At 45.3% G+C, this 6,195-nt stretch carries 2 protein-coding genes and 2 pseudogenes; 3 read left to right on the forward strand and 1 reads right to left on the reverse strand.

Annotated elements, in window-relative coordinates; all coding sequences use genetic code 11:
• Positions 1–153: 153 nt before the first annotated feature.
• Positions 154–780 carry a single-stranded DNA-binding protein gene (locus BUA56_RS15820; protein ID WP_072853466.1) on the reverse strand — a complete coding sequence of 209 codons (627 nt, stop codon included), beginning with the start codon at positions 778–780 and terminating at the stop codon, positions 154–156.
• Positions 781–969: 189 nt separating this feature from the next.
• On the opposite strand from BUA56_RS15820, the gene typA reads away from it, so the two are divergent.
• The 3 genes and pseudogenes from typA to BUA56_RS23440 all read left to right on the forward strand — a co-directional run.
• Positions 970–2,793, forward strand: a complete 1,824-nt coding sequence (typA, locus tag BUA56_RS15825; RefSeq protein ID WP_072853467.1) for a translational GTPase TypA — start codon at positions 970–972, stop codon at positions 2,791–2,793.
• A gap of 454 nt (positions 2,794–3,247) precedes the next feature.
• Positions 3,248–5,863: pseudogene (gene adhE / locus BUA56_RS15830) on the forward strand (bifunctional acetaldehyde-CoA/alcohol dehydrogenase).
• A 102-nt stretch (positions 5,864–5,965) separates the two neighbouring features.
• Positions 5,966–6,195, forward strand: a pseudogene (locus tag BUA56_RS23440) (IS1182 family transposase); the annotation flags it as partial.

Below are 6,195 nucleotides of genomic sequence, written 5' to 3' on the forward strand. Positions count from 1 at the left end.
CTTCCAGACCTGTCCCTACACGTCTGTTTGAAATCCCGCAGCCGGCCAAAGAGTCTCTTCTATATGATAATATCTGCCAGCTTTCATCAGATAACGTGTATATATTACTACACCTGGTAGAAGATTGCAAGATTTGCCAACAATAAATCGGCTTTATTCCATATATTCCAGCTTGCTTACGGATACTTCGTAGGCGATTCTTTTTTCTGTCTCACTCTCTCCAATCTTTTTGATATACTCTCTGCTTTGAATGCGGCCCCATACAAGCACATGACCGCCGACTGTAAATGCCGAGGCATACCTGGCATTCCTTCCCCAGCAGATACAGGGTATGTAATCTGATTTGCCATAGGGCCGGTTTACTGCCAGAAGCAGGTCAGCAATCTCACGCCCCAGCGGAGTCTTGCGGTATACCGGCGGCTTACAGATGTAGCCATCCAGAAAAATCTGGTTGGTCTTTATGGAGTCGTCCTCCTCCTCCACAAAACTTAATTCCCGTACAAATACGGACAGCACAAGGCGGTTCTTTTTCTCCTCGTGACGGTTGTAAGAGCGGAATTGTCCGTGCACCTGGATGTATTCCCCCTCATAGTCCTGTGTCACATCAATGAGACGCTCCGATATCATCAGCGGAATGCGGTCTTCTGAGTCACTTAACCTTTTCACCATAAGATCCAGCGTATAAAAGCCCTCTCCGAATACCTGGTGACTAAATGTGAATCCCGATGCGATTCTCCCCATAATGGATACTTGGTTGTTTTCAATAATCTTATCTGCCATGAATGATAGTTCCCCTTCCTCTTTGTGGTATTTTGTCTATATCATATTTATTCTCAGGCAGAACATTTTAGAACTAAAAAAATGAAAAATTTTTGACCTCTTGAATGTGACGGTGTAGTATGCTAAAATTTATAAGTTAAGAATCTATTAGTTGGCTATACTTCTTACTATAGAAGAGAGGATGTAACAATGAAAATAAAAAGAGAAGATGTTAGGAACGTGGCTATTATTGCACACGTAGATCACGGAAAGACCACTCTGGTTGATGAACTGCTGAAGCAAAGCGGTGTTTTTCGTGAAAATCAGGAAGTACAGGAAAGGGTCATGGACTCCAATGATATAGAAAGAGAACGTGGAATCACCATTCTGTCCAAAAATACTGCTGTTTATTATAAGGACACAAAAATTAATATTATAGATACCCCCGGGCACGCGGACTTCGGCGGCGAGGTTGAGCGTGTGCTGAAAATGGTTAACGGCGTAATTCTGGTGGTTGATGCTTTTGAAGGCGCCATGCCCCAGACCAAATTTGTTTTGAAAAAAGCGCTGGAACTGGATCTCCATGTAATTGTATGTATTAATAAAATCGATCGGCCGGAAGCACGTCCTGACGAAGTAATCGATGAAGTGCTTGAACTTCTCATGGACCTGGATGCCTCGGATGAGCAGCTGGATTGTCCCTTCCTGTATGCTTCTGCCAAAAGAGGGCATGCAGTCCTGGATCTCAATGACGCGCCTCACAACATGGAGCCGCTCTTTGAGACTATCCTGAAATATATTCCCGCTCCCGAAGGAGACCCGGATGCAGGGACACAGGTGTTAATCAGCACCATCGATTATAATGAATACGTTGGCCGTATCGGCGTGGGAAAGGTCGACAACGGAATCATCTCAGTAAATCAGGAAGTAGTTATCGTAAACCACCACGACCCGGACAAAAAGAAAAAGGTCAAGATCAGCAAGCTGTACGAGTTCGACGGGCTAAGCAAGACAGAGGTTTCTTCTGCCTCTGTGGGATCTATCGTGGCAATATCCGGAATCTCTGATATTCATATCGGGGATACCCTCTGCTCTCCTGACAACCCCGATCCCATTCCTTTTCAGAAGATTTCCGAGCCTACCATTGCCATGCATTTTATGGTAAATGACAGCCCCCTGGCCGGACAGGAAGGCAAGTATGTAACCTCCCGGCATCTGCGGGAGCGGCTTTTCCGGGAACTGAATACCGACGTAAGCCTTCGGGTGGAGGATACAGATACTACCGAATGTTTTAAAGTGTCCGGAAGAGGGGAACTGCATCTTTCCGTTCTGATCGAAAATATGCGCCGGGAGGGATATGAGTTTGCAGTGAGCAAAGCTGAGGTCCTTTACCATACTGACGAACGGGGCAAGCTTCAGGAGCCCATGGAAATCGCTTATATTGACGTGCCTGAAGAGTTTTCCGGAACGGTAATCCAGAAACTCAGTGAACGGAAGGGAGAACTGCAGGGTATGAGTCTAGCCAGCGATGGTTCCACCCGCTTGGAATTCCACATTCCTTCCAGAGGTCTGATTGGATTCCGGGGCGAGTTTATGACTGCCACAAAAGGGAATGGAATCATCAACACTGCGTTTGACGGATACGGGCCTTACAAGGGTGATATCCAGTACAGAAAGCAGGGCTCTCTCATTGCTTTTGAATCAGGGGATGCCGTAACTTACGGCCTCTTCTCCGCTCAGGACAGGGGAACCTTGTTTATCGGACCGGGCGAGAAAGTATATGCCGGCATGGTCATCGGCCAGAACGGCAAAGCAGAGGATATTGAGCTGAACGTATGCAAGACAAAGCATCTCACCAATACCCGCTCCTCTTCCGCAGATGAGGCTTTAAAGCTGACTCCGCCGAGGGTTCTTAGTCTGGAGCAGGCCCTGGAATTCATAGACAGTGATGAGCTTTTGGAGATAACTCCCGCCAGTCTCAGGATTCGGAAAAAGATACTGGATTCCCGCATGAGGAAGAGAGAAAATCGTTAATTTTTTATTTATATTTTACAGGATTTTCCAGCACGTACAATTTTCAGATTAAAGTCATGCCTTCTGACACAGACCTGAGAGGCATCGAATATTTTTTGATTATAAGCGCTGTTTTGGCAATTCATTTGCCCATACAGCGCTTATTTTGCGTTAATTTTTCATAAAGATTTCTTAAATTTTTAATTATCACTTTGCATTTTCTAGTAATTGTATTCCTTTTTCTCGTTTATTATTTAACTTTTCTTCCTTTCAGGTCAATTCTATGTTATACTCAACCTATGAAAATTCAATTCAACAAAAGTTCAAAAAAGCCTGTTTCTGAAGAATTTTTTCCCAAAAAATGTATTGACTATATTTTAACAATGCGGTATAATCCTTTTAACATTTGTTAAAATATTATCAATCATAAGAAGCTTTTTTACCATTTTCTATTCAATTTAAGGAGGATTAACTTATGGCAAAAAAAGAAACAAAGGTTCCAGCTATCGTGGACAGCCCGGAGACACTGGCAGCTAAATTAGCCGCAATGAGAGAGGCTCAGAAGGTTTTCGCGACTTTTACTCAGGAACAGGTAGACAATATTTTCCTGGCTGCCTCTATCGCCGCCAATCAGCAGCGTATCCCATTAGCTAAAATGGCTGTGGAAGAGACAGGTATGGGTGTGGTAGAGGACAAAGTTATCAAAAACCATTATGCCGCTGAATATATGTACAATGCCTATAAAAACACAAAAACCTGCGGGGTTATTGATGAAGACCCGGCATACGGAATCAAAAAGATCGCAGAACCGCTGGGACTGGTCGCCGCGGTTATCCCAACCACCAACCCTACCTCTACTGCCATTTTTAAGACTCTTATCTGTCTGAAAACAAGAAATGCTATTATCATCAGTCCTCATCCCCGGGCCAAGGCTTGTACCATTGAAGCAGCCAGGGTTGTACTGGAAGCAGCTGTAAAAGCAGGGGCACCGGAAGGTATTATCGGCTGGATCGACGTGCCTTCTCTGGAGCTTACAAATCAGGTAATGCAGGAAGCTGACTGTATCCTGGCTACCGGAGGCCCCGGCATGGTCAAATCCGCATATTCCTCAGGCAAACCTGCCATCGGTGTAGGCCCTGGAAATACCCCCGTCATTATTGACGACTCTGCCGATATTAAGATGGCTGTATATTCTGTCATCCACTCAAAGACCTTTGATAACGGTATGATCTGTGCTTCGGAACAGTCTGTTACTGTCCTGGCCGGTATCTATGAGGAGGTAAAAAAAGAATTCGCATACAGAGGCTGCTACTTCCTGAAAAAGGATGAGCTGGACAAAGTACGCAGTATTATCCTGGCTCCATCCGGTACAGTGAATGCTAAGATTGTTGGCCAGAAAGCCGCAACCATTGCTGAGATGGCCGGAGTTAAGGTTCCCCCTGAGACTAAGATATTAATCGGTGAGGTGGATTCTGTTGATATCTCCGAGCCATTTGCCCATGAAAAATTATCACCGGTGCTTGCTATGTACAAAGCCAAATCCTTTGACGAAGCGCTTGACAAGGCAGCAAAATTAGTAGCGGACGGAGGTTACGGCCATACATCCTCTCTGTATGTAAACCCGGCGGAGACCGAAAAGATGGCTAAACATGCGGCTGCCATGAAAACCTGCCGTATCTTGGTAAATACACCTTCCTCCCACGGCGGAATCGGTGATCTTTATAACTTTAAGCTGGAGCCATCTCTCACACTGGGCTGCGGTTCCTGAGGCGGCAACTCTGTTTCTGAAAACGTCGGAGTGAAGCACCTGATTAATATCAAGACCGTTGCAGAGAGGAGAGAAAATATGCTTTGGTTCAGAACGCCTGATAAGGTTTACTTTAAGAAAGGATGTATGCCCGTAGCTCTGGATGAGCTGAGAGCAGTGTACGGCAAAAAGAAATGCTTTATTGTAACCGACACCTTCCTTTACAAAAACGGATATACTAAGCCTATCGAGGATAAATTAGACCAGATGGGAATTCAGCATACCTGTTTCTATGAAGTAGCCCCGGATCCTACTCTTGGCTGCGCTACAAAGGGTGCTGAGGCTATGAGACAGTTTGAGCCGGACTGCATTATTGCCCTGGGCGGCGGTTCCGCCATGGACGCCGGCAAGATTATGTGGGTGATGTATGAGCATCCGGATGCAGACTTTATGAAGATGGCAATGGACTTCATGGATATCCGCAAGAGAGTTTATACCTTCCCGAAGATGGGCGAGAAAGCATTCTTTATCGCGATTCCTACTTCCTCCGGAACAGGCTCAGAGGTGACTCCTTTTGCCATTATCACTGATGAAAAGACAGGAACCAAATATCCTCTTGCAGATTACGAATTAATGCCTAATATGGCAATCATCGATGCGGATAATATGATGAATCAGCCGAAAGGCCTGACCGCAGCATCCGGTATAGATGTTATGACACACGCCCTTGAAGCCTATGTTTCCATTATGGCTACCGACTATACAGACGGTCTTGCCCTGAAGGCTATCAAAAATGTATTTACATATCTGCCGAGAGCCTTTGAGTATGGAGCTGCAGATGTGGAAGCCAGAGTTAAGATGGCAGATGCGGCATGTCTGGCCGGTATGGCTTTTGCCAATGCCTTCCTTGGAATCAACCACTCCCTGGCTCATAAATTAGGTGCTTTCCATCACCTGCCTCACGGTGTGGCCAATGCTATTATCCTTACAGAGGTTATGAAGTTCAATGCGGCAGCCGCTCCTACCAAGATGGGTACATTCTCTCAGTACCAGTATCCGCACGCACTGGAGCGATATGCGGAAGCAGCCCGTTTTGCAGGAATTGTGGGCAAAGACGATCAGGATACCTTTGACAAATTAATCGCCGCCCTGGAAGAGCTGAAAGAAAAGATAGGCATTAAGAAAACCATCAAGGATTACGGAGTTGACGAGAAATATTTCCTGGATACCCTGGACAGAATGGTGGAACAGGCCTTTGATGATCAGTGTACCGGAGCAAACCCGAGATATCCGTTAATGTCCGAGATTAAAGAGATTTATCTGAAAGCATACTACGGAAAATAAGACTTAAGCATAGGGGCTGTGAAAAAAGTCCCGTAAAAAAAGAACGCTTTCAGGTATACAAACCTGGAGGCGTTCTTCTTTTTGTGGTAAAATTAATCTACTATGAACAATAATACCGAGAAATATTATACCGCAAAACAGGGAAGGCTGCCACTGTTTTTTTCGGATTGTCTGGATCTCTGTGATCCAGTATTAGTATTTGACAGAATCATGGAGGAGATTGGAATAGAAAGATATCTTAGGCCAGAGCCCTCACATAAACTGGGCCGGCCCGGATATAATCGGGTCAACATGCTAAAGACAGTCCTGTTCGGCTTTATGGACACTGGATA

The sequence above is a fragment of the Lactonifactor longoviformis DSM 17459 genome (assembly GCF_900129135.1).
In the GTDB taxonomy this organism is placed as follows: Bacteria; Bacillota; Clostridia; order Lachnospirales; family Lachnospiraceae; genus Lactonifactor; species Lactonifactor longoviformis.